Source organism: Streptococcus cuniculi (genome assembly GCF_004570575.1).
Lineage (GTDB): Bacteria > Bacillota > Bacilli > Lactobacillales > Streptococcaceae > Streptococcus > Streptococcus cuniculi_A.
Map to the genome: position 1 here is coordinate 51,843 of NZ_SPPD01000002.1, position 24,832 is coordinate 76,674.

The 24,832-nt window shown below is 43.1% G+C and carries 28 protein-coding genes; 25 read left to right on the top strand and 3 right to left on the bottom strand.

Annotation, left to right across the window (positions count from 1 at the left end):
* Positions 1-37 precede the first annotated feature (37 nt).
* The 21 genes from E4T82_RS01885 (at position 38) to E4T82_RS01985 (ending at position 19,381) form a co-directional block, all read left to right on the top strand.
* Positions 38-1,294, top strand: a complete 1,257-nt coding sequence (locus tag E4T82_RS01885; protein ID WP_135181213.1) for a DUF2130 domain-containing protein — start codon at positions 38-40, stop codon at positions 1,292-1,294.
* Positions 1,291-1,725: a GNAT family N-acetyltransferase gene (locus E4T82_RS01890; protein ID WP_135181214.1), complete on the top strand. Its 435-nt coding sequence runs from the start codon at positions 1,291-1,293 to the stop codon at positions 1,723-1,725. The genes E4T82_RS01885 and E4T82_RS01890 overlap by 4 nt, the downstream gene beginning before the upstream one ends.
* A 3-nt stretch (positions 1,726-1,728) precedes the next feature.
* Positions 1,729-1,902: a nucleotidyltransferase domain-containing protein gene (locus E4T82_RS13125; RefSeq protein ID WP_135181215.1), complete on the top strand. Its 174-nt coding sequence runs from the start codon at positions 1,729-1,731 to the stop codon at positions 1,900-1,902.
* A gap of 64 nt (positions 1,903-1,966) precedes the next feature.
* Positions 1,967-2,491: an aminoglycoside adenylyltransferase domain-containing protein gene (locus E4T82_RS01900; protein WP_135181216.1), complete on the top strand. Its 525-nt coding sequence runs from the start codon at positions 1,967-1,969 to the stop codon at positions 2,489-2,491.
* Positions 2,492-2,558: 67 nt separating this feature from the next.
* Positions 2,559-3,284 carry an AAA family ATPase gene (locus E4T82_RS01905; RefSeq protein ID WP_135181217.1) on the top strand — a complete coding sequence of 242 codons (726 nt, stop codon included), beginning with the start codon at positions 2,559-2,561 and terminating at the stop codon, positions 3,282-3,284.
* A gap of 45 nt (positions 3,285-3,329) precedes the next feature.
* Positions 3,330-4,211 carry a tRNA pseudouridine(55) synthase TruB gene (gene truB, locus E4T82_RS01910; protein ID WP_135181218.1) on the top strand — a complete coding sequence of 294 codons (882 nt, stop codon included), beginning with the start codon at positions 3,330-3,332 and terminating at the stop codon, positions 4,209-4,211.
* Positions 4,212-4,246: 35 nt separating this feature from the next.
* Positions 4,247-5,170 (top strand): bifunctional riboflavin kinase/FAD synthetase, encoded by a 924-nt coding sequence (locus E4T82_RS01915; protein WP_135181371.1) that lies wholly within the window; start codon positions 4,247-4,249, stop codon positions 5,168-5,170.
* A complete protein-coding gene (locus tag E4T82_RS01920) occupies positions 5,163-5,897 on the top strand; it encodes a potassium channel family protein (protein ID WP_135181219.1) in 735 nt (244 codons plus the stop codon). Before E4T82_RS01915 ends, E4T82_RS01920 begins: the two co-directional genes overlap by 8 nt.
* 270 nt (positions 5,898-6,167) lie before the next feature.
* Entirely contained in the window at positions 6,168-6,575 is a 408-nt protein-coding gene (gene spxA, locus E4T82_RS01925) for a transcriptional regulator SpxA (RefSeq protein ID WP_135181220.1), read from the top strand.
* A gap of 2 nt (positions 6,576-6,577) precedes the next feature.
* A complete protein-coding gene (locus E4T82_RS01930) occupies positions 6,578-6,856 on the top strand; it encodes a UPF0223 family protein (RefSeq protein ID WP_135181221.1) in 279 nt (92 codons plus the stop codon).
* Entirely contained in the window at positions 6,846-7,604 is a 759-nt protein-coding gene (locus tag E4T82_RS01935) for an inositol monophosphatase family protein (protein ID WP_135181222.1), read from the top strand. Before E4T82_RS01930 ends, E4T82_RS01935 begins: the two co-directional genes overlap by 11 nt.
* Positions 7,604-8,911 carry an RsmF rRNA methyltransferase first C-terminal domain-containing protein gene (locus E4T82_RS01940; RefSeq protein ID WP_135181372.1) on the top strand — a complete coding sequence of 436 codons (1,308 nt, stop codon included), beginning with the start codon at positions 7,604-7,606 and terminating at the stop codon, positions 8,909-8,911. Before E4T82_RS01935 ends, E4T82_RS01940 begins: the two co-directional genes overlap by 1 nt.
* Positions 8,912-9,663: 752 nt before the next feature.
* On the top strand, positions 9,664-10,533 hold the full coding sequence (locus E4T82_RS01945; protein ID WP_135181223.1) for a phosphate ABC transporter substrate-binding protein PstS family protein: 870 nt from the start codon (positions 9,664-9,666) through the stop codon (positions 10,531-10,533).
* A 2-nt stretch (positions 10,534-10,535) separates the two neighbouring features.
* On the top strand, positions 10,536-11,453 hold the full coding sequence (pstC, locus tag E4T82_RS01950; RefSeq protein ID WP_135181224.1) for a phosphate ABC transporter permease subunit PstC: 918 nt from the start codon (positions 10,536-10,538) through the stop codon (positions 11,451-11,453).
* The gene (gene pstA / locus E4T82_RS01955; RefSeq protein ID WP_135181225.1) at positions 11,443-12,330 is read left to right on the top strand and encodes a phosphate ABC transporter permease PstA; all 888 of its coding nucleotides are present in this window, start codon (positions 11,443-11,445) and stop codon (positions 12,328-12,330) included. Before pstC ends, pstA begins: the two co-directional genes overlap by 11 nt.
* A gap of 15 nt (positions 12,331-12,345) precedes the next feature.
* Positions 12,346-13,149 carry a phosphate ABC transporter ATP-binding protein PstB gene (pstB, locus tag E4T82_RS01960; RefSeq protein WP_135181226.1) on the top strand — a complete coding sequence of 268 codons (804 nt, stop codon included), beginning with the start codon at positions 12,346-12,348 and terminating at the stop codon, positions 13,147-13,149.
* A 12-nt stretch (positions 13,150-13,161) separates the two neighbouring features.
* Complete coding sequence (pstB, locus tag E4T82_RS01965; RefSeq protein ID WP_135181227.1) at positions 13,162-13,920, top strand: phosphate ABC transporter ATP-binding protein PstB; 759 nt, start codon at positions 13,162-13,164, stop codon at positions 13,918-13,920.
* Positions 13,921-13,938: 18 nt separating this feature from the next.
* On the top strand, positions 13,939-14,595 hold the full coding sequence (gene phoU, locus E4T82_RS01970; protein WP_135181228.1) for a phosphate signaling complex protein PhoU: 657 nt from the start codon (positions 13,939-13,941) through the stop codon (positions 14,593-14,595).
* 734 nt (positions 14,596-15,329) lie between these two features.
* Positions 15,330-16,004 carry a response regulator transcription factor gene (locus E4T82_RS01975; RefSeq protein WP_135181229.1) on the top strand — a complete coding sequence of 225 codons (675 nt, stop codon included), beginning with the start codon at positions 15,330-15,332 and terminating at the stop codon, positions 16,002-16,004.
* Positions 15,994-17,400: a sensor histidine kinase gene (locus E4T82_RS01980; protein ID WP_135181230.1), complete on the top strand. Its 1,407-nt coding sequence runs from the start codon at positions 15,994-15,996 to the stop codon at positions 17,398-17,400. The genes E4T82_RS01975 and E4T82_RS01980 overlap by 11 nt, the downstream gene beginning before the upstream one ends.
* Before the next feature lie 214 nt (positions 17,401-17,614).
* Positions 17,615-19,381 carry a flavocytochrome c gene (locus E4T82_RS01985; protein WP_135181231.1) on the top strand — a complete coding sequence of 589 codons (1,767 nt, stop codon included), beginning with the start codon at positions 17,615-17,617 and terminating at the stop codon, positions 19,379-19,381.
* Between the two features lie 477 nt (positions 19,382-19,858).
* On the opposite strand, the gene E4T82_RS01990 is transcribed toward E4T82_RS01985, so the two are convergent.
* Genes E4T82_RS01990 through coaA form a run of 3 tightly spaced genes read right to left on the bottom strand, consistent with a single transcriptional unit; the run spans position 19,859 to position 21,676 of the window.
* Entirely contained in the window at positions 19,859-20,395 is a 537-nt protein-coding gene (locus tag E4T82_RS01990; RefSeq protein WP_135181232.1) for a DNA topology modulation protein, read from the bottom strand.
* A 54-nt stretch (positions 20,396-20,449) separates the two neighbouring features.
* Positions 20,450-20,698, bottom strand: a complete 249-nt coding sequence (gene rpsT, locus E4T82_RS01995) for a 30S ribosomal protein S20 (RefSeq protein WP_012027069.1) — start codon at positions 20,696-20,698, stop codon at positions 20,450-20,452.
* A gap of 57 nt (positions 20,699-20,755) precedes the next feature.
* The gene (coaA, locus tag E4T82_RS02000) at positions 20,756-21,676 is read right to left on the bottom strand and encodes a type I pantothenate kinase (RefSeq protein ID WP_135181233.1); all 921 of its coding nucleotides are present in this window, start codon (positions 21,674-21,676) and stop codon (positions 20,756-20,758) included.
* Positions 21,677-21,772: 96 nt separating this feature from the next.
* On the opposite strand from coaA, the gene E4T82_RS02005 reads away from it, so the two are divergent.
* Genes E4T82_RS02005 through E4T82_RS02020 form a run of 4 tightly spaced genes read left to right on the top strand, consistent with a single transcriptional unit; the run spans position 21,773 to position 24,691 of the window.
* Positions 21,773-22,363, top strand: a complete 591-nt coding sequence (locus E4T82_RS02005; protein WP_135181234.1) for a class I SAM-dependent methyltransferase — start codon at positions 21,773-21,775, stop codon at positions 22,361-22,363.
* Positions 22,360-23,637, top strand: coding sequence for a pyrimidine-nucleoside phosphorylase (locus E4T82_RS02010; protein WP_135181235.1), 1,278 nt, complete (start codon positions 22,360-22,362; stop codon positions 23,635-23,637). Before E4T82_RS02005 ends, E4T82_RS02010 begins: the two co-directional genes overlap by 4 nt.
* Before the next feature lie 15 nt (positions 23,638-23,652).
* Positions 23,653-24,315: a deoxyribose-phosphate aldolase gene (gene deoC, locus E4T82_RS02015; RefSeq protein WP_135181236.1), complete on the top strand. Its 663-nt coding sequence runs from the start codon at positions 23,653-23,655 to the stop codon at positions 24,313-24,315.
* Positions 24,302-24,691, top strand: a complete 390-nt coding sequence (locus E4T82_RS02020) for a cytidine deaminase (protein ID WP_135181237.1) — start codon at positions 24,302-24,304, stop codon at positions 24,689-24,691. The genes deoC and E4T82_RS02020 overlap by 14 nt, the downstream gene beginning before the upstream one ends.
* Positions 24,692-24,832 lie beyond the last annotated feature (141 nt).

Consider the following 24,832-nt stretch of genomic DNA (forward strand, 5'->3'; position numbering starts at 1 on the left):
AGTAGTTAGAAAAAAGAATTTGAAATAAGGAGAAGCTATGCAGACACTAACATGCCCGCACTGCGGGGTGGCCTTTCAGGTCAATGAAACAGAGTACAGCCAGTTATTGTCCCAAGTCCGTGGGGTAGAATTTGAGAAGGAAGTGCATGAGCGCTTGGCGCGTGAGACTGAATTGGTCGAAGAAAAGGCTAAAAATGATTTGCAGCAACAGCTGGCAGAGCGAGACAAAGAAATCGTTGAATTAACGGCTAGGCTGGAGCAGTCAGAGAAGCAGACAGCGCTAGAAATCCGTTCTGCCCTATCTCAAAAAGAGCAGGAAATCCTTGCCCTTGAAGCCCAGATTGAGAAAGTGCGCCTAGAAAAAGACCATGAATTACAAGTGGCGCTTTCTTCCATGGAAAAAGAACGTGATACGGTCAAGACAGAATTGCTCTTACAGGAACAAAAGCAGGAGTTAGCCCTTGCAACGACCAGACAGGAGTTTGAACTGCAATTAAAAGCTGCTAATGAACAAGTTGAATTTTACAAGAATTTCAAGGCGCAACAGTCAACCAAGGCGATTGGAGAAAGCCTTGAATTGTACGCAGAAGCAGAATTTAACAAGGTGCGACCTCTAGCCTTTCCCAATGCCTATTTTGAAAAGGATAATCTGGTTTCTAAGAGCGGTTCAAAAGGGGACTATATCTACCGTGAAATGGATGAAAATGGTATTGAAATCCTCTCCATTATGTTTGAGATGAAAAATGAAGCAGATGACACGGTGAAAAAGCATAAGAACGATGATTTCCTCAAGGAATTGGACAAGGATCGCAGGGAAAAAGGCTGTGAATATGCGGTGCTGGTCACCATGCTTGAAGCAGATAATGACTACTACAACACAGGGATTGTGGATGTCAGTCATAAATATGAAAAAATGTACGTGGTCCGTCCTCAGTTTTTTATTCAACTGATTGGGATTTTGCGTAATGCCGCCATGAATGCCCTGCAATACAAGCAGGAACTGGCCTTGGTGAAAGAGCAGAATATTGATATTACTCATTTTGAGGAGGATTTGGAAACCTTCAAACATGCCTTTGCCAAGAACTATCAGTCTGCTAGTACCAATTTCCAAAAGGCGATTGATGAGATTGATAAGTCCATTAAGCGTATGGAAGCGGTCAAGGCAGCTCTGACAACCAGCGAAAATCAACTGCGTCTTGCCAATAATAAATTAGAAGATGTTTCCGTTAAAAAGTTAACCCGGAAAAATCCAACCATGAAGGCCAAGTTTGAGGCGTTGAAGGAGGAGCAATGATTCGTCCCTATCAAGAAGGAGATGTCCTAGCTTGTCAGCATTTACTGGAAGAATTAGGCTATCCTAGTCCAGTTGAGGAGGTGAATAGGTGGCTCACAGAGCTGTTGGAACACTCCGATTATAGCTTGCTGGTTTATGAAGAAGATGGGCAGGTACTTGGCTTGATTGGCTATGCCAAGATGTACTTCTTTGAAAGAAAGGGTGCCTACTTGAGGATTTTAGCTCTGGTTGTCGATAGTCAGTATCGCAACCAAGGAATAGCAACAGCCTTGCTCAATAGGGTCAAGCAGATTGGCAAGGAAACAGGCTGTCAGGCTTTGGCTCTAAACAGCGGCAGGGGAGCAGAACGACAGACAGCCCATGCTTTTTATGAACACTATGGCTTTGAGAAAAAATCAATCGGGTTTACGTATCAACTTGAGGAGAAATAAGAAATGGATAGCAAAATCTTCCAAGTATTGAATCGCATAAAGCATGAATGTGTGGTTCAAGTAGGTTCTAATCTAGTCGGCATATATGTGCATGGCTCTCTTGCCTATGGCTGCTTTTCTTGGGAACAGAGTGACATTGATTTTTTAGTGGTTGTTAAGTCCCCTTGTAGCAAGTAGAAAAAGAAAAACTCATTCGTTATTTACTTGAAATAGAGCGATTTGGCCCCAAAAGGGGCTTGAGATGAGTGTGGTTTGTGAAAAGGACTTGAACCCACCGCGATTTCCCATGCTCTATCAGTTGCATTATTCTATCCAACACCGAACAGCGGCGGAAGAAGATATCTCCTTGTATTGTGCAAATATGCAGGGAGTGGATATGGATTTGACTGCGTATATCATGGTCATTTTTCAAAAGGGAATTGTCTTATATGGTGAGGAGATTCCCAAAGTCTTTCAGGCGCCTACTCGAAAAGACTACTTAGACAGTGTCTGGGATGATATTGAAGATAGTACTACAAGGATAACAAAAGACCCCGTATCTACTATTTTGAATCTCTGTCGGACACTGGCTTATGTGAGAGAAGAGATAATTTTATCCAAGAAAGAAGGTGGGGAATTGGCACAGGAACACTTGTCTCAACGATACTATCAGATGTTGGAGAGTGTTCTTAGCGCCTATCGGACTGGCGTTGCATTAGTTCCTACTAGTTTAATGGCACAGTTTGTAGAAGAATGCTTGGCTGAATTGGCCGAGGATATAGTCTAACGTCTTAAAACGATAACCCTGATCCAGATGTGATAGGGGCATATCCATTGAGAACTAGGAGGAAGCAATGAATTTTATCACCAAACTTGAAGTAAAGAGCTTGGCAGAAGAAGAGTATTATTTCCATATTCCTGCCATCCGTGAGCTAAGGACGCTTGATTTATCTTTGCCCGTTACCTTTTTTACGGGAGAAAATGGGAGTGGCAAATCAACCTTATTAGAGGCGATTGCTGTTTCTTGGGGCTTCAATCCAGAAGGGGGAGGTCTCCAAGCCCATTTTACGATCAAAGATACCCACTCGTCTCTTTGCGACTCTCTCATTCTTTCTAAGAGTGCTAGGCGACCAAAATCAGGTTTTTTCCTCCGAGCAGAAAGTTTTTACAATGTAGCCAGCTATCTGGAAGAAGTATGGGAGGAAGAAATTCAAGCTGGCTATCACTTAGACCACTATGGGGGAATTCCTCATCAAAAATCTCATGGTCAGGCTTTTATGGGCTTGCTCTTACATCATTTTAAGCCCAATAGTCTCTATCTATTAGATGAACCGGAAGCGGCACTTTCTCCGCAGAATCAGCTGGCCATGATGCGGCGGATCTATGGATTAGCCCAGCAAGGCTCTCAATTTATCATTGCAACCCATTCCCCCATTTTGACAGCCCTTCCTCAATCACGGTTGTATCATTTCGATAAGGAAATCAAAGAGATTCATTACAGGGAATCAGAAAACTATAGGCTGACCAAGATGATGCTGGAAGACCCTGATCATGTCCTCCATTATCTATTAAAAGAGTAAGAATCTTCTACTTGTCCAATTCCATTTCTATGCTATAATAGTTCTATGCTTTCAGGAATTATCAATGTAAAAAAAGAAGCGGGGATGACCTCGCATGATGTGGTGTTTAAGCTCCGCAAAATCTTGCAGACCAAGAAGATTGGTCACGGTGGCACCCTTGACCCCGATGTGACAGGGGTCTTGCCCATTGCAGTTGGAAAGGCAACCCGCCTCATTGAATACATGCAAGAAAAAGGGAAAATCTACGAGGGTGAAATCACGCTTGGATACTCCACGACAACAGAAGATGCGTTTGGTGAGGTGGTGAAGCGTACTCCGATTCCAAGGAGTGTAACGGAGGAAGAAATCGACCAAGCTATGCAGCGTTTTGTCGGCCCCATCACGCAAATTCCTCCCATGTATTCAGCAGTCAAGGTCAATGGGCGCAAGCTCTACGAATATGCGCGGGCGGGTGAGACGGTTGAGCGACCAGAACGTCAGGTGGACATCTACCAATTTGAACGGACCAGCCCTCTCATTTTTGCGAACGAATGCGCCCGCTTTTCTTTCCGTGTGCGCTGTGGCAAAGGAACCTACGTGCGGACCTTGTCGGTGGATTTGGGAGCCCAGTTGGGTTTTGCCAGCCACATGTCTCAGCTCGTGCGGACGAGTTCTGCTGGCCTGGTGATTGCAGATGCGCTGACCATTGAAGAAATCGCGGATTTAGTTGAAGCAGGAGATGTTTCTTTTCTGCAGCCGATTGAGCATGGAATCGGTGATTTGAAAAAAGTGGTGCTTAGTGAAGACCAGCTAGCAGATGTGATACACGGACGTTTTGTAACCTTAGATGAAGCAGTTGATTTGCTTGCAGGTTTTAAAGACGACAGACTGATTGCTATTTTAGAAAAAAGAGAAGATTTCTATAAGCCTCGGAAGGTTTTTATCTAGGTCTTTTGAGCGCTTTATGATACAATAATATAATGATGAAACGGATAACGATAAACGATTATAAAGACATTCAGCCCCAAGGAGAAACCGTATTGGTATTGGGGTATTTTGACGGGATTCATGTGGGACACAAGGCGTTGTTAGACAGAGCACGTAGGATTGCGAATCAACGTGGCATGAGTGTGACGGTCTTGACCTTCCCTGAATCACCGCGCCTTGCCTTTGCCCGCTTTAGTCCAGATTTGCTCCGCCATTTGACGAGTGCCCAACGTCGGTATCAACTCTTTGAAAAGTATGGAGTAGATCAGCTCTACTTGATGGATTTTACGAGTGAATTTGCAGCAACGACCCCTCAAGAGTTTATCAACCAGTATGTCAAAGCCTTAAAGGCTAGTGTCGTCGTCGTTGGGTTTGATTATCATTTTGGAAATAGCAGGGCCACGGTTGCGGATTTGAATGACCTTTTTGACGGAGAAGTTGAAGTGGTTGGTGAAGTGCAATTGAAAGGCGAAAAAGTATCGTCCACTCGGATTCGCAAGGCCATTCAAGATGGACGAGTTCATGAAGCTAAGCAATTATTGGGCTACCCTTTTGAGACCCGAGGAATTGTCGTACATGGAGATGCCAGAGGACGAACCATCGGCTATCCGACAGCCAATCTAGCCCCGCTTGATGCCGTACACTTACCAGCAGATGGTGTCTATGTCGCTGATGTAGCAATCGCTGGAAAACGCTATCGTGCCATGGCAAGCGTTGGGAAAAATGTGACCTTTGATGGCACAGAACTGCGCTTAGAAGCCCATATATTTGGTTTTGAACGCTATATCTACGGTGAAACAATCACGATTTACTGGCTTGAAAAAATTCGTGACATGATTAAATTTGATGGCATTGATGCCTTAATGACACAAATGAAAGAAGATGAGCGATTAGCGCTCACTTGGAAGGATCATGATTAAGAAAATCATAAACGATTCGCGCTATGAAGTAGCGATGATTGTGATGGCTGTGCTCTACGTTTTACTGATTGTTAGTGAAATGCTGGCACTTGTTTCTGCTCAAAGTCTCTTTTATCACATTTTTGATACCATGCTTTGGGCTATTTTTGTGTTTGATTATAGTAGTAATCTGTATTATGCCGACAATAAAGGGAAATATATCCGCAACAATCTCCTTGACTTAATTGCGATTTTGCCTTTTGTCCAACTGGCAGCCTTTTTCAGAATTGGACGAATTGCCCGCTTTGCAAAATTGTTTGGGCTCTTAAAATTTACCCGCCTTGTTGCGGTTTCTAGTAAGCTCTGGGATATTCTCCGTAAGCTGATGAATACCAGTGGCCTGTATAAGATTTTGGTACTCAACTTTGTTGCGGTCATGATTGCCAGTGGTGTTCTCTCTGTAGTTGAAAAGCAATCTCTCTTGAACTCCTTATGGTGGTCGATTGTGACCATGACGACCGTTGGCTACGGCGATATTGTGCCGCAGACAGCTATTGCAAAGGCTATTGCGATTGTGCTCATGCTGATTGGTATTCTGACCTTCGGGATGGTGACGGCCATCATTACCCGCTTTTTTGTCGATAGCGAACGCGATGCCAAAATTGATGAGCTGACCTTAAAAATCGAAGAACAGAATCTCCTGCTAGAGCGCTTGGAAGCAAAAATCGATGATTTATCTCGGCAATAGCAAGACCAAATCTCACACCAAACGCATGAAAGATTTTTAGAGAGAAAATAAAGTTTTCTGTATTTCATAGTTCGGATTTTTCATAAAGCATTGGGGAGGGTTTAGTGTTTTTACTATAGAAGAACTTTACAATAAACGGTTTCTATTTAGGGAATCATTCGGAAACGGTTGTTTCGTGCATTTGTTCTGACTAAATCTGATTTTATCTTGTAAAACGCTTTTATCTAGTGTATAATAGAGGGTGAGAAAATAATATAGAAAGGTATGCTTATGATTACACTATTTTTGTCACCTAGCTGTACCAGCTGTCGTAAGGCTAGGGCATGGCTAACCAATCATCAGGTACCTTTTTCTGAGCATAATATTATGACCAGTCCCTTGACGACAGAGGAATTGAAAAATATTCTAGCCTTAACTGAAAATGGGACAGACGATTTGATTTCTACCCGATCAAAGGTCTTTCAAAAGCTCAATGTTGATGTTGACGAACTCTCAATTTCAGAGTTGATTGAATTGATTGTTACCTATCCAAATTTGCTTCGTCGTCCGATTATCCTAGACGAAAAAAGGATGCAAATTGGATTTAATGAGGATGAAATCCGGGCCTTTTTACCACGGAAATATCGCAAGCAAGAATTAAAAAATGCAACATTAAAAGCGGAGATAGGACAAGTATAGATATGGACAAAAATTATTCCTATCCACTTGATTTTTCGTGGAGCACAGAGGAGCTTTCCTCCGTGCTTTCTTTTTTGAATCAGGTGGAAAAAGCCTACGAAGGCGGTGTGACAGCTCAAGCTCTTTTAGATGCCTATGACCAGTTTAAAACCATTGTGAAAAGTAAGGGGGAAGAGCGGCGAATCGACCGAGAATTTGAAGTAGCCTCAGGCTATTCGACCTATCGTGCTGTGAAGCAGGCAAAAGAGCAAGGGAAAGGAGTGGTTTCTCTTGGAAGATAAGTACCAATTCGCCCAAAAGATTGTTCTGGAAGCTGGAGAGTTTCTCAGGCAGCATTTGCACGATGATCTTGAAATTGAAGAAAAGGGGCATTTTACCGATTTAGTGACCCAACTAGATAAGAAGGTGCAGGAGTGCTTGACAAAGAGCATTCTGGAGCGCTATCCCAAAGACCGTATTTTAGGAGAAGAAAGTCCCGAACATCTCCCGCTTGGTCAGGGGAAGGTCTGGGTCATTGATCCCATTGACGGGACGACCAATTTTATTGTGCAAAAGGCTGATTTTGCGGTCTTGCTCGCCTATTTTGAAAATGGTGTGGGAAAATTTGGCTTGATTTATGATGTGATGGCAGACAAGCTCTATCATGGGGGTGGTGATTTTCCTGTCTATGAGAATGAACAGTTGTTACCACCAGCCAATCCTAGGCCTTTGAAAGAAAGTTTGATTGGTCTCAATGCAGGTCTCTACGCCCAAAATTACGATGGTTTAGCAGATGTTGCAGATCAAACCTTGGGAACACGCTCCATCGGTAGTGCAGGCATTAGCTTTGCCCATGTCTTGACAGGGCGCTTGCTCGCACAGGCTTCTTATGTCTATCCTTGGGATTATGCCGCAGCCAGTATCTTGGGTGAAAAACTGGGCTACACCCTGATGACGACCAAGGGAGAAAAACCAGCCTTTTATGGTCGTGAATGTGTGATGCTTGCTCCAACTGAAAAAATAAGAGAAATAAAAAGGTATTTACAGTGATATCATTACCGAGAGAATTTAAAGAGAAATACGAACAACTGCTGGGTGCGGAAGCACCAGCCTTTTTTGAGAGCTTTCAAGAGCCGGCAGTCGCAGGTTTTCGCACCAATCCTTTAAAGGAAAATCAGCAATCGTTTGAAGAAAAGATTGAGAATATGCCCTGGTCTTACTACGGAAAAGTCTCTGGCAAGTCAGTAGCGCATGTCACAGGACTCGTTTATTCGCAAGAGCCTGCTGCTCAAATTGTCGGACAGATTGCAGCGCCTGCTCCTGGTATGAAAGTGCTGGACTTGGCAGCAGCACCAGGTGGCAAGTCAACTCATCTTCTTTCTTATCTAGACAACAGAGGGATTCTCGTCAGTAATGAAATATCCAAAAAACGCTCGAAAATATTGGTCGAAAATATCGAACGATTTGGGGCGCGCAATGTCCTTGTGACCAATGAATCTGCCGAGCGTTTAGCAAGGGGTTTTGCAGGCTATTTTGATATGATTGTCTTAGACGCACCTTGTTCGGGAGAGGGTATGTTTCGTAAGGAGCCAGCTGCCATGGAGTATTGGTCAAAAGATTACCCCAGTGAGTGCGCAGTTGTGCAAAGGGAGATTTTACAATCAGCGATAGAGATGCTTGCTCCCAACGGGCAGTTGATCTATTCGACCTGTACCTGGGCGCCAGAGGAAAACGAGGATATCGTCCACTGGTTGATGGAGAATTACGATGTTGAATTGCTAGATATTCCCAAGATCAATGGCATGGTGGCAGGGATTGACCTACCACAAACTGCTCGCATGTATCCGCATCAATTTAAAGGAGAAGGACAATTTGTCGCGAAATTCGGCTACTATGGAGAGGCACATCCAAGTAAGAAGAAAAAGGGCAATATTTCCAACCTCAACCGAGAGCAGGTTCAATTATGGCAGGATTTTGCGAAAGCGAATCTGTTTTTTCAGGCAGAGGGCATTTTGCAGGCTTTTGGGGATCAGCTGTATCTCTTACCCCACGATCTACCTGATATTTCAAAGCTAAAAATTGCCCGCAATGGATTGCACTTGGGAACCTTTAAGAAGAAGCGGTTTGAGCCAAGTTTTGCTTTGGGATTAGCCCTCAAGAGTGAGGAAGTGAGGCAGCGAGTCGAGATTTCAGAAGAAGACTTTGTTCAGTATGTAGCAGGGCGGACAATTGCAGTATCAAAGGACTTACCCAATGGCTGGTACCAAGTGGCTGTCGCAGGAAACGGCCTTGGTTTTGCCAAGATTGTCTCAGGAACCCTAAAAAACACCTTTCCCAAAGGGCTCAGGTTTGGTTAGCTCCCAAGGTATAAGTATACCTTGGGAGGTGGGAGATGGAAGTTGCTTGCCAACTTTCTTATCATTCTTCGGATAGACTGTCGGTGGTTATTAGATACAACAAACGCAGTTTGTGACATTTGGTATAGTTATACTCTTGAGTGCGCTTTGAGTTCTTTACGGGCTTTGTATCTTGAGGAAGTTTGAATTGTGTTCGAGCTAAAAGTCATTATGAAAAAGATAGACTGCCTTGTGTTCACGTTAAACACGGCAGCAATCTCCTATTTTACCGTAGCCGTTGCGAACTTTGTTCGCTTACGGATGTGGATACCCTTGTGGTACATTAGGACTTTTCTGACACTCTCACTACTTAATTGAACTCGGGCTAAAAGCTCGGAAAAAAGATAGGCAGCTGTTCTCGCTTTAGCGAGTTACAGCTGAGAATCCCTTTAGGAAATGGGCTGAAAACCTCCACAGGAGCTTTTCGCTCGTCAAAATTCCTATTTTTGCTATGCTCGCTTAACGCCCTCGTATCTTGTGTAATTGAACTCGGGCTAAAAGCTCGGAAAAAAGATAAATACTCCTAGAAGCCTGAGCTTCTTTGTCGTATTTTCTATTTTTCTGTCGCTTTTTTCACGCCCTCGTATCTTGTTGCAACTTGTGGTGTTATATGATATAGTGGAAATGTGTAAAATTCTTGTAAATGGCTTGTAATAGTTATGGAAAAACCATTGCATGAAGTAACACGGAAAAATGTAAAGGAAATGTGAAAAATGAAACAAAAGCGTACGCTTGGTATATTAGCTTTATGCCTTTCAGCGAGCCTCAGCTTATCTGCTTGTGCTTCATGGATTGACCGTGGAGAGTCGATTACAGCAGTCGGATCAACAGCCCTTCAGCCCTTGGTAGAAGCAGCAGCAGATGAATTTGGGATTGAAAACAAAGGCAAGACCATCAATGTTCAAGGGGGTGGATCTGGTACAGGTTTGTCACAGGTTCAGTCAGGAGCTGTTCAGATTGGCAATAGTGATGTCTTTGCCGAGGAAAAATCTGGGATTGATGCAGACAAATTGGTTGACTATCAAGTTGCGGTGGCAGGGATTGCGGTCATTGTCAACAAAGAGGTTGATGTAGAAAACATCAGTCTTGACCAGCTGAAAAAGATTTTCAAGGGCGAAGTGAGCAATTGGAAAGAGTTGGGCGGAAAAGATTTAGCGATTTCCATCATCAACCGTGCGGTAGGGTCTGGTTCTCGAGCAACCTTTGACGCAGTGGTCATGCAAGGCGAAGAAGCAGCTCAAAGTTTGGAGCAGGATTCAAACGGAATGGTGAAGTCAATCGTATCTCAAACGCCAGGTGCTATTTCTTATCTTGCCTTTTCCTATGTGGATGATTCGGTGAAAACTATTGAGCTGAATGGCTTTGCACCAACTATGGACAATGTGGTCACCAATGATTGGCCGATTTGGTCCTACGAGCACATGTATACCATGGGGGAAGCAACTGGTCTTGAGAAAGAATTTATCAACTATGTTATGTCGGACAAGGTTCAAAAGGGAATCGTTGTGGATATGGGCTATATTTCAGTGAATGATATGAAGGTCATCAAGAGTTCAGACGGTATAGTGAAGGAGAAAAAGTAAGCATGAAAAATGAACAACTTGCGAAAGCATTGCTCTCCCCGTCCAAAAATTCTCGTTTAGAGAAATTTGGCAAGAGCATCACCTTTCTCTGCTTGGGCTTAATCGTTTTTATTGTAGCCATGATTCTGCTCTTTGTTGCCCAACGAGGACTGTCTACCTTCTTTGTGAATGGTGTCAACATCTTTGAATTTTTATTTGGTAGCGTCTGGAAGCCCGCCATTAAGTCCTTCGGAGCGTTTCCGATGATTGCAGGTTCTTTCATCGTGACCATTTTATCTGCGATTATCGCAACGCCTTTTGCCATTGGAGCTGCAGTCTTTATGACCGAAGTATCGCCTAAGTATGGGGCGAAAATCTTGCAACCCGTTATTGAACTCTTGGTCGGTATTCCGTCGGTTGTCTATGGCTTTATCGGTTTGCAGGTCGTGGTACCCTTTGTCCGCTCTATCTTTGGTGGAACAGGTTTTGGTATCTTATCAGGGGTCTTTGTTCTCTTTGTCATGATTTTACCGACAGTGACCTTTATGACAGTTGATAGCTTACGTGCTGTTCCTCGTCATTACCGTGAAGCCAGTCTTGCCATGGGAGCAACTCGCTGGCAAACCATTTGGCGGGTCATTCTCCATGCAGCCAAGTCTGGTATTTTTACCGCGGTCATCTTTGGAATGGCTCGGGCTTTCGGTGAAGCACTTGCTATTCAAATGGTCGTGGGAAATTCAGCCGTTGTTCCAACATCTTTGACAACTCCGGCAGCTACGCTCACCTCTGTCCTCACCATGGGAATTGGAAATACTGTCATGGGAACGGTGCAAAACAACGTTCTTTGGTCACTAGCTCTCGTTCTATTGTTGATGAGCCTAGTCTTTAATTTGATGATGAAATTTATTACGAGAGAGAGGAAGAGAAACTATGCACGCTAAAAAAATTGATAAGTTAGCGACTGGTATTTTGTATTCTATTGCAGGTATTATCGTTGCAATCTTGACCTCCCTCATTCTCTATATTCTGTTGCGCGGTTTACCGCATGTCAGCTGGTCCTTCTTGACGGGGAAATCTTCTTCTTACCAAGCAGGGGGAGGAATTGGAATTCAGCTTTATAATTCTTTCTTCCTACTTGTGATTACGATTTTGATTTCGGTGCCGCTTTCAATGGGAGCAGGGATTTATCTGGCTGAGTATGCGAAAAAAGGTCGTTTGACCAATTTTATCCGTACCTGTATTGAGATTTTGTCTTCCTTGCCATCTGTCGTTGTTGGTTTGTTTGGTTATCTTATTTTCGTTGTGCAGTTCCAGTATGGCTTTTCAATTCTATCAGGAGCCTTGGCGCTGACGGTCTTTAACTTGCCACAAATGACCCGCAATGTGGAGGACAGTCTTCGCCATGTTCACCACACTCAGCGTGAGGCAGGGCTTGCCCTTGGAATTTCTCGCTGGGAAACAGTGGTTCATGTGGTCATCCCCGAAGCTCTTCCAGGGATTGTGACAGGGATTGTCCTTGCTTCTGGTCGTATCTTCGGAGAAGCAGCGGCCTTGATTTATACAGCAGGTCAATCAGCACCAGCCCTCGACTGGTCGAACTGGAATCCGCTTAGTGTGACGAGCCCGATTTCGATTTTCCGTCAGTCAGAAACCCTTGCGGTTCATATCTGGAAAGTCAACAGTGAGGGGACGATTCCAGATGCGACTCAGGTTTCTGCTGGTAGTGCAGCCATTCTCTTGGTTTTTATCTTGATTTTCAACGTTTCTGCACGCTATATTGGTAAGAAATTGCATGCGAAATTAACATCTGCAGCCTAAATTAGAGGAGAAACAATGGCAGAATATAATTGGAATGAAAAGCATATCATCACCTTTCCGCAGGAGAAAATTGCCTTAGAAACAAAGGATTTACATGTCTACTATGGTGGTAAGGAATCCATTAAGGGCATTGATATGCAGTTTGAAAAAAATAAAATTACAGCCTTGATTGGTCCATCTGGATCTGGTAAGTCTACCTATCTGCGGAGCTTAAACCGTATGAACGATACGATTGATATTGCCAAGGTGACTGGGGAAATTCTCTATGAGGGAGTGGATGTTAACCGACCTGAAATCAATGTCTATGAAATGCGTAAGCACATTGGCATGGTCTTTCAGCGTCCTAATCCTTTTGCAAAGTCTATCTATCGCAATATCACCTTTGCCCATGAACGGGCGGGTGTAAAAGACAAAAAAGTCTTGGATGAGCTTGTTGAAACCTCTCTTAAGCAAGCGGCTCTCTGGGAACAGGTCAAGGATGATCTTCACAAGTCTGCCCTGACCCTATCAGGTGGACAGCAGCAACGTTTGTGCATTGCCCGTGCAATCTCGGTTAAGCCGAAAATCTTACTCATGGACGAACCTGCTTCAGCTCTTGATCCGATTGCGACGATGCAGCTGGAAGAAACCATGTTTGAATTGAAGAAGAACTATACCATTATCATCGTGACTCACAATATGCAACAAGCAGCCCGTGCAAGCGATTATACAGCCTTCTTTTACTTGGGAGATTTGATTGAGTATGATAAGACAGCTAACATCTTCCAAAATGCCAAACTACAATCCACCAACGACTACGTGTCAGGACACTTTGGATAGAAAGGAACTTTGATGACAGCACCGATTTTACAAGTCAAAGACTTGTCTGTTTATTACAATAAAAAAAAGGCCTTGAACAACGTTTCCGTTGATTTTTATCCAAATGAAATCACAGCGTTGATTGGCCCATCTGGTTCTGGAAAATCAACGCTTTTACGTTCCATCAACCGCATGGGCGATTTGAATCCAGAAGTGACTCTGACAGGAGCGATTGACTATAACGGTCGCAACATCTACAGTCCGCGGACTGATACAGTTGATTTACGCAAAGAGATTGGCATGGTTTTCCAACAGCCTAATCCCTTCCCGATGACGATTTATGAAAATGTTGTCTATGGCTTGCGAATCAATGGGATTAAGGACAAACAGGTCCTAGATGAAGCAGTGGAGAAATCCTTGATTAGTGCTTCTATCTGGGACGAGGTCAAGGATCGCCTACATGATTCAGCGCTTGGTTTATCAGGTGGACAGCAGCAGCGGGTTTGTGTCGCGCGGGTTCTTGCGACTAGTCCGAAGATTATCCTCTTGGATGAGCCGACCTCAGCGCTCGACCCGATTTCAGCAGGGAAAATCGAAGATACCTTGTATGGCTTAAAAGAGAAGTACACCATGGTCTTGGTGACACGCTCCATGCAGCAAGCTTCGCGGATTTCAGACAGAACAGGCTTCTTCTTAGACGGAGATTTGATTGAGTATGACCAGACCAAGCAAGTCTTCTTAAATCCTCGCCATAAGGAAACCGAGGACTATATCACAGGAAAATTTGGATAATAAAAAGGAATAATCACAATGCTAAGAACACAATTTGAAGAAGAACTAGACAAATTGCATAACCAGTTTTACGCCATGGGAAATGAAGTGCTTGGACAAATCAACAATACTGTCCAAGCCTTCATCACGCATGATCGGGAATTGGCCAAAGAAGTCATCGAATCAGATGCTAAAATCAATGCCTTTGAAATCAAGCTCGAAAAAAAATCACTTGAAATCATCGCACTTCAGCAACCTGTCTCTACAGATCTACGCACCGTTATTACCGTCTTGAAAGCCACTAACGACTTGGAGCGCATGGGAGACCATGCGGTGTCGATTGCAGAAGCGGCTATCCGTATGAAAGGAGAAGTCCGCATCCAGGTCGTGGAAGCAGAGATTAAGAAAATGGGCCGCGAAGTCCGTAAATTAGTGGAAGCTGCTCTGGAACTCTACCTAAACGGTGGTGAGACGGAGCAGGCCTACGAACTAGCTGCTCACGACGAAATCATCAACCAATACTACAATGCCATTCAAGATTTAGCGACAGAAGAAATCAAGAAAAATCCAGATGCCTTGATTGCTGGACGCGACTATTTCCAAGTCATCTCCTACCTCGAACGCATCGGTGACTACGCCAAAAATATCTGTGAGTGGGTCGTTTATCTTCGTACAGGAAATATCACAGAGTTATAATGATTCAATACTCTTAGTAAATCAAAAGGCTCCTTTGTTAACTTGTCTTGATGAGTGAAAAGCTCCAGTGGAGCTTTTCACTGTGTGCTGTTCACGCCCTCGTATCTTATATAACTGAACGCGGGCTAAAATCTTAGTGAAAAAGAGACGCAGATGTTTCGGCTTTAGCCGATTACAACTGTGGCTACCTTTAGGTATAATCTTTCCTAGTGCCTCAGCACTTCGTCAAGATTCCTATTTTCATACAGATTTTTATACGCCCTTGTATCTTATAATTGAACACGCCCTAAACTCTGTGCGAAAAAGATAAATTTTCCTAGAAACTACAGTTTCTGCGTCAAATTTCCTATTTTTCCGTAGCCGTTGCGAATTTTGTTCGCTTACGGATACGGATACTCTTGAGTGCGCTTTGAGTTTTTAACGCACCAAAGATACAGTGTATCTTTGGTGGATGAGTGATGAAAAATTGCGTAACAAGTAAACTACCGCTGTATCTTGAGTAATTGAACTCGGGCTAAGCACTGTGTGAAAAAGATAAATCTTCCTAGAGTCTACAGACTCTTCGTCAGATTTCCTATTTTCACTGTGTTCTTTTCACGCCCTTGTATCTTAGTATTTGTCCAGATTTTTAGTTTTTTTTAAGTTTGAGAAGGTAGACTGTATGAATAGCTAGTAAAAGTTACCATGATGTGGGAGCGTTCATGGTATAATGGGATAAGATAGGAGAGATGAAATTGATTAAGATACTACTGATAGAAGACGATTTGAGCTTATCCAATTCCGTATTTGATTTTTTAGATGATTTTGCAGATGTCATGCAGGTGTTTGACGGTGATGAGGGTTTGTATGAAGCCGAATCAGGTGTCTATGACCTTATTTTGCTGGACTTGATGTTGCCAGAAAAAGATGGTTTCCAAGTCCTCAAAGAATTGCGGGCTAAAGGCATTACAACGCCTGTCCTCATTACAACTGCTAAGGAAAGTTTGGATGATAAGGGACACGGTTTTGAATTGGGAGCGGATGATTACTTAACCAAGCCCTTTTACCTAGAAGAGTTGAAGATGCGGATTCAGGCCCTTTTGAAGCGTTCGGGAAAATTCAACGAAAATACTCTAACGTTTGGTGATCTGTCTGTTGACCTTTCTACCAATACAACAACAGTCAATGGTAGTGAGGTAGAGATGCTCGGGAAAGAGTTTGACCTGCTGGTTTATTTCTTGCAGAATCAAAACGTCATTTTACCAAAGACACAAATTTTTGACCGAATTTGGGGCTTTGACAGCGATACGACCATTTCAGTTGTAGAGGTCTATGTCTCCAAAATTAGAAAAAAATTGAAAGGGACGACCTTTGGTGAGCAGCTGCAAACCCTCAGAAGTGTCGGCTACATCTTGAAACATGTTAACTAAATTTCGCAAGCTCTACCATACGGATAATTTTTCTTATTTTATCCGTTATTTTGCTGTATTTACCCTTATTTTTGGGCTGATGACCCTTATTATTTTCCAGCTGATGCGCTCCACTATGTATCGGAGTTCCGATGAAAATTTTAAGGAAATGGCAAACGCTCCCGATATGCTGCTGGAATTTGCAAGAGCTCGTGGTTTATCATCAGAAGTCGAAATTGTTTGGGAAAAAAATGAGAGTGCAAACAAAGTTGAAAAGGGCACGAACAATGGGGACGCCGAAGAAGAGAAGGGAGAACCTGAATACAAGTTCGTCTATCCGGCTTCTAAAATCCGGCTGAATGCTAACTACCACGTGATACTGTACGATAGCAAGGGCAATCGTCTCAATCAAGTAGATTATTTTTCTGGTTTGTCCACTTTACAGCTTGATAAGGAATCGTTAGATACCATTACGGAGTGTACTGTGACGACTCCTTTTGGTGAGAAAGAAACCTATCGGTGTATGAGCCTGACCCTGCCGACCAGTGCTGTTTCTGCCTACACAGGTTTAGACATCAAATACGCAGCTATCCTCTTTAACACCAGTCAAATTAAGTCCTCAATTGCCTCGTATGAATCAACCGTCATGATTGTCATGATTGGGTTCTGGTTGATTTCGATTGTAGCCAGCATCTATCTTTCAAATGTCAGCATGCGCCCAATCCTCGCGAGTTTTCAAAAGCAGAAGGAGTTTGTCGAAAATGCCAGCCACGAATTGCGGACGCCTCTAACGGTCTTGCAAAATCGTCTTGAAAGCCTCTTTAGACATCCTGAAGCGACCATTATGGATAGTAGCGCAAATATTGCGTCAAGTCTTGCAGAAGTGCGCAATATGCGGTTGTTAACGACCAATTTACTAAATCTTGCCAGACGTGATGATGGTTTGAAACCAGAAATCGTAGATGTTCAGCCCTCTTTCTTTGATGACACCTTGGTCAACTATATCATTATGGCGGAAGAAAATGGGAAAACAATTGAAGTCCACCAAGATGTCACGGAAGTGATTCGCTCCGATAAGACCTTGCTCAAGCAGTTGATGACTATTTTGGTGGATAATGCCATGAAGTATTCGGAAGAAGATGGGCATATCTGGGTAGATATTTATACCAAAGATCGTTTCCTCATCATCAGGGTAGCGGATAACGGGTTTGGTATTAGTTCTGAAAATAAAAAGAAAATTTTCGACCGGTTCTATCGTGTCGACAAGGCCAGAACCCGTCAAAAGGGGGGCTTTGGTCTTGGTTTATCTCTCGCCAAGCAAATTATTGAAACCCTTCGCGGAACCATTACGGTGCAAGATCGTCAGCCCAAAGGCACCATTTTTGAGGTCAAGTTGCCTAAAGAATATCGAAAATAGCACTAAAATAAAAAGAGTAGGAGTTGAGCGAAAGTCTCGGCTCCTTTTGGCTTGAAAAGATTAAAAAATAGCAATTTTCTGACTTTCCTCATAGTCATGAAAAAATTTATGATAACGGTTGCATTATGTCCTGTTTATGCTAAAATAGAGAGTGTGATAAAAAGCACATATTATTTCATATCTATTGGCAAACAATAGAAAAAAGGAGAGTAAGATGAAAAGAAGTTTGAAGGTCATACTGCTCAGCTTTGTAGCAGTATTGCTGATGATTGGCTGTTCTGCTGCGAAAAAAGGTGGAACCTTTGAAGGTGTGGGGAGTGGGAAGCATGGTGACATCAAGGTAGCTGTGACCATTAAAGACGGCGCCATTACCAAGGTTGATGTTTTGGAGCAAGATGAAAACAAGGTCTTGTCTGAGCCTGTTTACGAAGAGTTGCAAGAGATGATTATTGCGCAAAACTCAGCAGATGTGGAAGCGGTATCTGGTGCTTCTGCAACTAGCGAAGGCTACCTCAATGCGGTAAAAGATGCCGTTGAAAAATCAGGGATTACCCTTGTTGCAGCTAAGAAATCAAAACAAGCCAAAGAAAAGGAACAAATCCCAGCAGAGCAAACCTTTGATGTGGTCGTTGTCGGTTCTGGTGGGGCAGGATTTAGCGCAGCCATTGAAGCAGCAGAAGCTGGTAAAAAGGTAGCTATTTTGGAAAAACTTCCTGCAATTGGCGGAAATACCCTCCTTTCTGGTGGTGAAATGAATGCACCAGGTAACTGGGTTCAAAAGAAATTAGGAATTGAAGGGGATTCAGTCGACATCTACTACCAAGACACCATGAAAGGTGGCGACAATGTCGGAGATCCGAAGATGGTTCGCTTGATGGCTGAAAAAGCCTTGGAATCAGCTGAATGGCTCCGTGATGACATCAAAGTTGAATTTCTCCCAGATCAATTGTTCCAATTTGGTGGTCACAGCTTCAAACGTGCCCTCATCCCAGTTGGGCATACGGGTGCTGAGTTGATTTCTAAGTTGAAGATGAAAGCGGACGAGTTGAAGATTCCAGTCTTTCTGAATGTGAAAGCGGAGAAGCTACTGAAAGATGATAGTGGCAAAATCGTCGGGGTTACTGCAACAGATAGAGAAAAGCGTGAAGTGACTTTCCATGCTACCAATGCTGTTATTTTGACAACGGGCGGATTTGGTTCCAATATCGAAATGCGCAAACAATACAACAAAGAATACGACGAGCGCTACCATTCTACTGACTCTGTTGGTACAACAGGAGACGGAATTGTGATGGCACAAGAAGTAGGCGCTGCCCTTACCAATATGGAAAGTATCCAAACCTACCCAATTGCTAATCCAAAAACAGGTATGATTTCCTTGTTGGCAGATACCCGCTTTGACGGTGCAATCTTAGTCAACCAAGAAGGTAAACGCTTCGTGGAAGAACTGGAACGTCGCGATGTGATTTCTAAAGCAATCCTTGCACAAACAGGTGGATATGCCTACCAAATCTGGAACGACGATATTGACGCAATTTCTAAGACCAAAGAAGCCCACAAGGCAGAGTATGATGAGTTGATTCGTGAAAAATTATTGGTCAAGGCAGATACGATTGAAGAAGCAGCAAAATTCTTTGACATTGATGTAGATACCTTGAAAGCAACCCTTGAAAAGGTTAATGCCTACGCAAAAGACGGTGAGGATAAGGATTTCCACCACCGTGCGGGCTTGGTATCCCTTGAAAAAGGTCCCTACTATATCGAAAAGGCAGCACCGTCTGTACATCACACCATGGGTGGCTTGGTCATCAATGAAAAAACAGAAGTTTTAGATGAAAGTGGAAAAGCGATTCCGGGACTATATGCAGCAGGCGAGTTGACAGGTGTCATCCAAGGGAAGAACCGTCTAGGTGGAAATGCCATTACTGATATTATTACCTACGGTCGAATTGCTGGTCAACAAGTTGGTGCAATGAAATAAAAACATGTAGAAAAAAGGTTGAACTTGAGTTCAGCCTTTTAGATTGAAGAAAAAGTTCTTTTGTGCTATTGTTCTTAGGTGGTGCGGAGGGGAGCGACTTCCTGCGGCATTCCATACCTATGTGAATTGCATAAAAGTTAGGACATCGTTCAGTCGCTTTGATGAATGCTAAGTTCTATCTATAGCTCCTTGCCTCGTCCTAATCTTTTCTCAATCCACTATATAAATGTTGAACTAAACCTCCTAACATTTCTGAGTAGGAAGTGGAATTCAATCGTGATTTCGTAGAAATCGATTTTGTAGTCCTCTTATCAACTAGAAACGACTGCATCAACCTGTTAAACCTATGAAACGTAACGAGGTAAACTCCCTACCTTTACCACAGCGAAAAGCAGCGGATGAGGCTCGCTCCGCTCGAGAAAATCGAATGTTAAGTGAACGGGGCTTTTGAGCTTGGTTAAATAGAAAATTGTTTATCTACGTTTTGAGAGGCTGAACTTGAGTTCGGCCTCTCAGAGCACTCATAAGTTCATCCAGTTCTTTCTGGTTATGGAGAATAGTGATCTTGTCAGCGTAGGTCTGGCAGATTGCTTGGTAGCGTTTTCGGGCTTTTGGAGATCGTCCATCTTTTAAAATCCAGCGGATAAATTCCCAGTCCAGTTTTTCGCTGCAGCCCTCTGCACTACTCTCACGGACTCGTCCAGCATAGGTGATATAGCGTTTAACAGCGCGGAATAGACAACTCCAGCGTGAAAATACCATCAGGATAATCTGGTCCGCTTCTTCCATGCGCTCTTGGTAGTAGAAGTCACTGTAATTTCCTTCGATGATCCATGAATTATTCTCTAAAAAAGTCTGAAGTTGGCTGCGCATGTCTTCATCGGGTCGTTCCTGCCAGTTAGGAAGGAATCGTAACTTGTCTAAATGTAGACAGGGAATCCCATAATGTTTACTGAGATAGCTAGCTAAGGTTGATTTGCCAGAAGCGCTATAGCCGATAATTGCAATTTTCATGTCAGAACCTTTCTAGAAATTTGGATAAAAAAAGAAGCCGAAAGGCTCTTTTTATTAAGCAAGTTTTGATGCAAGACGTGCTTTGTCGCGGCTTGCTTTGTTTTTGTGAATCAAACCTTTTGTTTCTGCTTTATCAATAGCTGAGCTAGCAGCGCGGAAAAGTTCCTCAGAAGGGTTTGCTTCAAATGCTTTGATTGCAGTACGCATAGCTGATTTTTGAGCTGAGTTTTTTTCGTTTTGTTTTACGTTCAATTCAGCACGTTTGATAGCTGACTTAATGTTTGCCAATGGTTTCACCTCCACCTTTTCTATACTAACTACACTATTATATCTGAAAAAAGAGATTTTGACAAGAGGAAATTATTTTTTCAAGTAAATTTCATCAATCTCATGATTTTTTGCTTTATGAAGAATGATATCTGCCCGATGTCGGGTCGGCTCGATATAGTCTTTCAGATTGACCAGATTGATGGTCTCCCAAATGCTGTGGGCAAATGCAGAGCTGTCCTCTTCAGACATGTCCAAAAAGCGGTGGTAGTAATTGCTCGGATCCCTTTCTGCCAGTTTCAACAGTTTCTTAAAGCGCTCCAAGTACCAGCTTTCGATATTTTCCACTGCGGCATCAACATAGATGGCCAAATCAAAGTAATCACTGACATAGAGATGCTGATTTTGAGGATTTTGTAAGACATTAATTCCCTCTACAATCAGGAAGTCGGGTGCTGAAATGGTTCGATACTGATTTGGTACAATATCGTAGACTTCATGGGAGTAGACGGGAATTTTAAAATCATGCCCATTTTCAATGGTGTTTAAAAAGTCAAGCAGCAACTCCATATTGTAGGACTCAGGGAAGCCCTTGCGGTCGAGGAGATTTCTTTCTTTTAAAACAGCATTAGGATAGAGAAAACCATCTGTTGTGACCATTTCCACCTTGGCACGCTTAAAAGTTCTAGTCAGTAGAATCTGTAAAAGCCTGCTGGTTGTCGACTTTCCAACAGCCACACTACCTGAAATGCCAATGATAAAGGGATGAGTTTTGATTTTCTTCTGTAAAAAGAGACTTTTGGAAAACGACAAATCCTCGCTAGCCTTTTTATAAATCCGAATCAGGTTAATGAGTGGTAGGTAGACATCAAGGACATCTTGTAGGCTAATGGTATCATTAAAACTTTTAATCGAATTTAGTTCTTCCTGGGTTAGCGGAACCGTGGTGTTTCGATGCAGTTGTTGCCAAGTCTGGCGACTGATTTTTTCAAAATTGATCAATTCATTCTTCATAGCACCATTGTAGCATGATTTTTCATGGGTGTAAAATGATTGTAAGAGTTTTAGCAATCTCTTGTAAACGTTTTTCTTAAATGGTATAATAAGGACATGGCAAATATGTATTACGAGAAAAATCCTAGTGTTGCTCATGATTTTCATGAGTTGCGCGTCACCTTGCTCGATCAAGAAATGTTCTTCCTAACAGATGCAGGAGTGTTCAGTAAGAAGATGGTGGATTATGGTAGTCAAGTACTACTCAATACCCTAGAACTGGAAAAAGGAAAGACATTATTGGATGTGGGCTGTGGATATGGTCCACTTGGTTTGACTTTAGGGAAGGTTTTTGGTATTTTGCCGACCATGGTCGATATTAATAGCCGAGCTATTGAGTTGGCGATTCAAAATGCTGGAAAAAATAAGGTTCAGGCCTCTGTTTTCCAATCCAATATCTATGAAGAAGTTGTTGGAACTTTTGACTATGTGATTTCAAATCCTCCGATTCGAGCTGGTAAGGCAGTTGTCCACGAGATTATTGAAGGAGCGTATGACCATTTGGTAGCTTCTGGACGGTTGACCATCGTGATTCAGAAAAAGCAGGGTGCTCCAAGCGCCAAAGCCAAGATGGAGGAGGTTTTTGGTAACTGTATTATCTTGAAAAAAGATAAGGGATATTATATTTTAGAAAGTGTGAAAGAATGAGGACAGTTGACTTAATTCAGAAAAAGCGGGACGATCATGAACTCACCACAGAAGAAATCAACTGGCTCATCAGCGGATACGCTGAGGGGAGTGTTCCTGATTATCAGATGGCAGCATTTGCAATGGCTGTCTACTTTAGAGGCATGTCTACTCGGGAAATCTCTGATTTGACCATGGCGATGGTGGCAAGTGGGGAAGAGATTGACCTTTCAGCGATTGCAGGTGTGAAAGTAGATAAGCATTCGACTGGAGGTGTCGGTGACAAGGTGACCTTGATTTTAGCACCTCTCGTTGCTAGCTTTGGAATACCCGTTGCGAAGATGAGCGGACGTGGCTTGGGTCATACAGGCGGAACCTTGGATAAGCTAGAATCCATCAAGGGCTACCAGATTGAAGTGACCCAGGACCAGTTTATCAAGCAGGTCCAAGACATCGGTGTAGCAGTGATTGGTCAGTCTGATAATATGGTGAAGGCAGATAAATTGCTCTATGCTCTTCGTGATGTGACGGCAACAGTGGACATTATTCCCCTGATTGCAAGTTCGGTCATGTCCAAGAAAATTGCGGCGGGAGCGGATGCGATTTTACTAGATGTGACGGTTGGGGAAGGTGCCTTCATGAAAAATATCGAAGATGCCCGTCAATTGGCACAGACCATGGTTGAGCTCGGAAAAGCAGTCGGCAGAAAAACGGTTGCCGTTATTACGGATATGTCACAACCTGTCGGAACCAGCATCGGAAATCGTCTGGAGATTCTCGAAGCCTTGGAGATTTTACAAGGCAAGGGACGCGAGGATGTGACCGAGTTTATCTGCGAGTTGGCACAGATTATGTTAGGACTTGCTGATGTCGAAAAGACAGTGGACGAAGTCCGCGCACATTTGCACGACGGATCTGCCCTTCGAAAATTTGAAGAAATGGTAGTTGCTCAAGGTGGTGACCTAGAGGACTTGTATCGTCAGGTCCATGTTTCACATCAAGTGCCTGTCTTGGCACAAGAAAGTGGCTATATCGAAGCTCTCCCAGCTTTGGAATTTGGCTTGTTTGCTATGAAATTAGGTGCAGGGCGGTCAGTTAAGACGGACTCGCTCGATTACGAAACCGGAATTGTCTTTCATAAAAAGGCCGGGGAGGCTGTTGAAGCTGGTCAAGAAATCGCAACGATTTTCGCAAATGAAAATATTTCGGAAAATATGCTCGCAAATTTCCAAAAAAATGTTAAAATAGGAAATGTAAGTGTAAAGACGAAAGAAATTATCGAAATTGTTTCATAATGTACGGAGAAAAAGATGAAATTAAATAAATATATTGATCACACCCTACTAAAACCAAATGCGACCAAAGAGCAGGTCTTGGCAATTATTGCTGAAGCAAAAGAATATGATTTTGCTAGTGTCTGTGTCAATCCTACGTGGGTAGCTCTTTCAGCACAGGAGCTGAAAGACACAGACGTAAAAGTTTGTACCGTTATCGGCTTTCCTCTAGGGGCAAATACACCAGCGGTTAAAGCATTTGAAACCAAAGATGCGATTGCAAATGGTGCAGATGAAATTGACATGGTGATTAACGTCGGTGCCCTCAAATCGCAAGATTACGATACTGTCTTGAAAGACATTCAAGCAGTTGTCGAAGCGAGTGGTGATACCTTGGTCAAGGTCATCATTGAAACCTGCCTATTGACAGATGAAGAAAAAGTCAAAGCTTGTCAATTATCACAAGAAGCAGGTGCTGATTTTGTCAAGACTTCTACGGGCTTCTCAACTGGAGGTGCTACAGTAGCAGATGTCGCCTTGATGAGAAAAACAGTTGGACCAGATATGGGAGTGAAAGCATCTGGTGGTGCTCGTTCGTACGAAGATGCGAAAGCCTTTATTGAAGCAGGTGCAACTCGTATCGGAGCTTCTTCTGGGGTGGCGATTATGAAAGGAGAAAAGGCGAATGGCGACTACTGATTTAATTGATTTATCCATTGAAGTTAGTAAAAAAGCCTATGTTCCTTATTCCCACTTTCCTATCGGAGCTGTCTTAGTCGCAAAGGACGGTCAGGTCTTTACAGGTGTTAATATTGAAAATGCTAGCTTTGGTTTGACCAATTGTGGGGAGCGGACAGCGATTTTTAAAGCTATTTCAGAAGGTGTTTTGGAGTTTTCAGAGCTCATTGTTTATGGTGAAACAGCCAAGCCCGTTTCACCATGCGGGGCATGTCGCCAAGTGATGGCAGAATTTTTTGAAGAAGATTTAAGAGTAACATTAGTTGCTAAAGATAAATCGACAGTCGAGATGACAGTCGGGGAATTACTTCCGTATTCTTTTACAGACTTAAACTAATACTCAAGAAAGGTCAAATAGATGGGAACGCAGCTGTCATCCTACAAAGGCAAGCAAGCTGATGTCTCCCGTTCTCAAGATACCTTAAGGTATCCCTTGAAGTTTCAAGAGTATCGTCTGTAAGACAGTCGTTTGACTGTA

Coding starts and splice junctions, on each gene's coding strand:
- E4T82_RS01885 (WP_135181213.1), top strand. CDS start 38: ATGCAGACACTAACATGCCCGCACTGCGGGGTGGCCTTTCAGGTCAAT.
- E4T82_RS01890 (WP_135181214.1), top strand. CDS start 1,291: ATGATTCGTCCCTATCAAGAAGGAGATGTCCTAGCTTGTCAGCATTTA.
- E4T82_RS13125 (WP_135181215.1), top strand. CDS start 1,729: ATGGATAGCAAAATCTTCCAAGTATTGAATCGCATAAAGCATGAATGT.
- E4T82_RS01900 (WP_135181216.1), top strand. CDS start 1,967: ATGAGTGTGGTTTGTGAAAAGGACTTGAACCCACCGCGATTTCCCATG.
- E4T82_RS01905 (WP_135181217.1), top strand. CDS start 2,559: ATGAATTTTATCACCAAACTTGAAGTAAAGAGCTTGGCAGAAGAAGAG.
- truB (WP_135181218.1), top strand. CDS start 3,330: ATGCTTTCAGGAATTATCAATGTAAAAAAAGAAGCGGGGATGACCTCG.
- E4T82_RS01915 (WP_135181371.1), top strand. CDS start 4,247: ATGAAACGGATAACGATAAACGATTATAAAGACATTCAGCCCCAAGGA.
- E4T82_RS01920 (WP_135181219.1), top strand. CDS start 5,163: ATGATTAAGAAAATCATAAACGATTCGCGCTATGAAGTAGCGATGATT.
- spxA (WP_135181220.1), top strand. CDS start 6,168: ATGATTACACTATTTTTGTCACCTAGCTGTACCAGCTGTCGTAAGGCT.
- E4T82_RS01930 (WP_135181221.1), top strand. CDS start 6,578: ATGGACAAAAATTATTCCTATCCACTTGATTTTTCGTGGAGCACAGAG.
- E4T82_RS01945 (WP_135181223.1), top strand. CDS start 9,664: ATGAAACAAAAGCGTACGCTTGGTATATTAGCTTTATGCCTTTCAGCG.
- pstC (WP_135181224.1), top strand. CDS start 10,536: ATGAAAAATGAACAACTTGCGAAAGCATTGCTCTCCCCGTCCAAAAAT.
- pstA (WP_135181225.1), top strand. CDS start 11,443: ATGCACGCTAAAAAAATTGATAAGTTAGCGACTGGTATTTTGTATTCT.
- pstB (WP_135181226.1), top strand. CDS start 12,346: ATGGCAGAATATAATTGGAATGAAAAGCATATCATCACCTTTCCGCAG.
- pstB (WP_135181227.1), top strand. CDS start 13,162: ATGACAGCACCGATTTTACAAGTCAAAGACTTGTCTGTTTATTACAAT.
- phoU (WP_135181228.1), top strand. CDS start 13,939: ATGCTAAGAACACAATTTGAAGAAGAACTAGACAAATTGCATAACCAG.
- E4T82_RS01980 (WP_135181230.1), top strand. CDS start 15,994: ATGTTAACTAAATTTCGCAAGCTCTACCATACGGATAATTTTTCTTAT.
- E4T82_RS01985 (WP_135181231.1), top strand. CDS start 17,615: ATGAAAAGAAGTTTGAAGGTCATACTGCTCAGCTTTGTAGCAGTATTG.
- E4T82_RS01990 (WP_135181232.1), bottom strand. CDS start 20,395: ATGAAAATTGCAATTATCGGCTATAGCGCTTCTGGCAAATCAACCTTA.
- coaA (WP_135181233.1), bottom strand. CDS start 21,676: ATGAAGAATGAATTGATCAATTTTGAAAAAATCAGTCGCCAGACTTGG.
- E4T82_RS02005 (WP_135181234.1), top strand. CDS start 21,773: ATGGCAAATATGTATTACGAGAAAAATCCTAGTGTTGCTCATGATTTT.
- E4T82_RS02010 (WP_135181235.1), top strand. CDS start 22,360: ATGAGGACAGTTGACTTAATTCAGAAAAAGCGGGACGATCATGAACTC.
- deoC (WP_135181236.1), top strand. CDS start 23,653: ATGAAATTAAATAAATATATTGATCACACCCTACTAAAACCAAATGCG.
- E4T82_RS02020 (WP_135181237.1), top strand. CDS start 24,302: ATGGCGACTACTGATTTAATTGATTTATCCATTGAAGTTAGTAAAAAA.